Origin of the sequence: Pseudomonas sp. PDM15 (assembly GCF_014851565.1) — a bacterium.
GTDB lineage: Bacteria > Pseudomonadota > Gammaproteobacteria > Pseudomonadales > Pseudomonadaceae > Aquipseudomonas.
Genome location: NZ_JACVAA010000041.1, coordinates 1 through 255, shown reverse-complemented (window position 1 = coordinate 255; position 255 = coordinate 1). Strand labels below are relative to the sequence as shown.

The 255-nt window shown below is 57.3% G+C and carries 1 protein-coding gene; it reads left to right on the top strand.

All coding sequences use genetic code 11. The annotated features are described in order from the left end of the window. Positions 1-255 (top strand): DUF1329 domain-containing protein (locus tag IB232_RS23440; protein ID WP_192400911.1); only part of this gene is annotated, 255 nt, incomplete at both ends.

The following is a 255-nucleotide window of genomic DNA, read 5'->3' as shown; positions in this document are numbered from 1 at the left end:
TCAAAGATCTGCTCATGCCGGGGCACCTGAATCCCGAGTTCACACGCTATGAGCTGCATCGCGTTTGGGAGGTGGTGGCAACCCTCAAGCCAGGAGAGCGCCACATCTACGGCAAGCGCCATATCTATATCGACGAGGACACCTGGGCCATCTCGCTGGCGGATCACTACGACAACAGGGGTGCCCTATGGCGTGTTGGAGAGTCGCATCTTCAGTATTTCTACGATGCGCAGATCAGCTATCCGACGCCCGAAG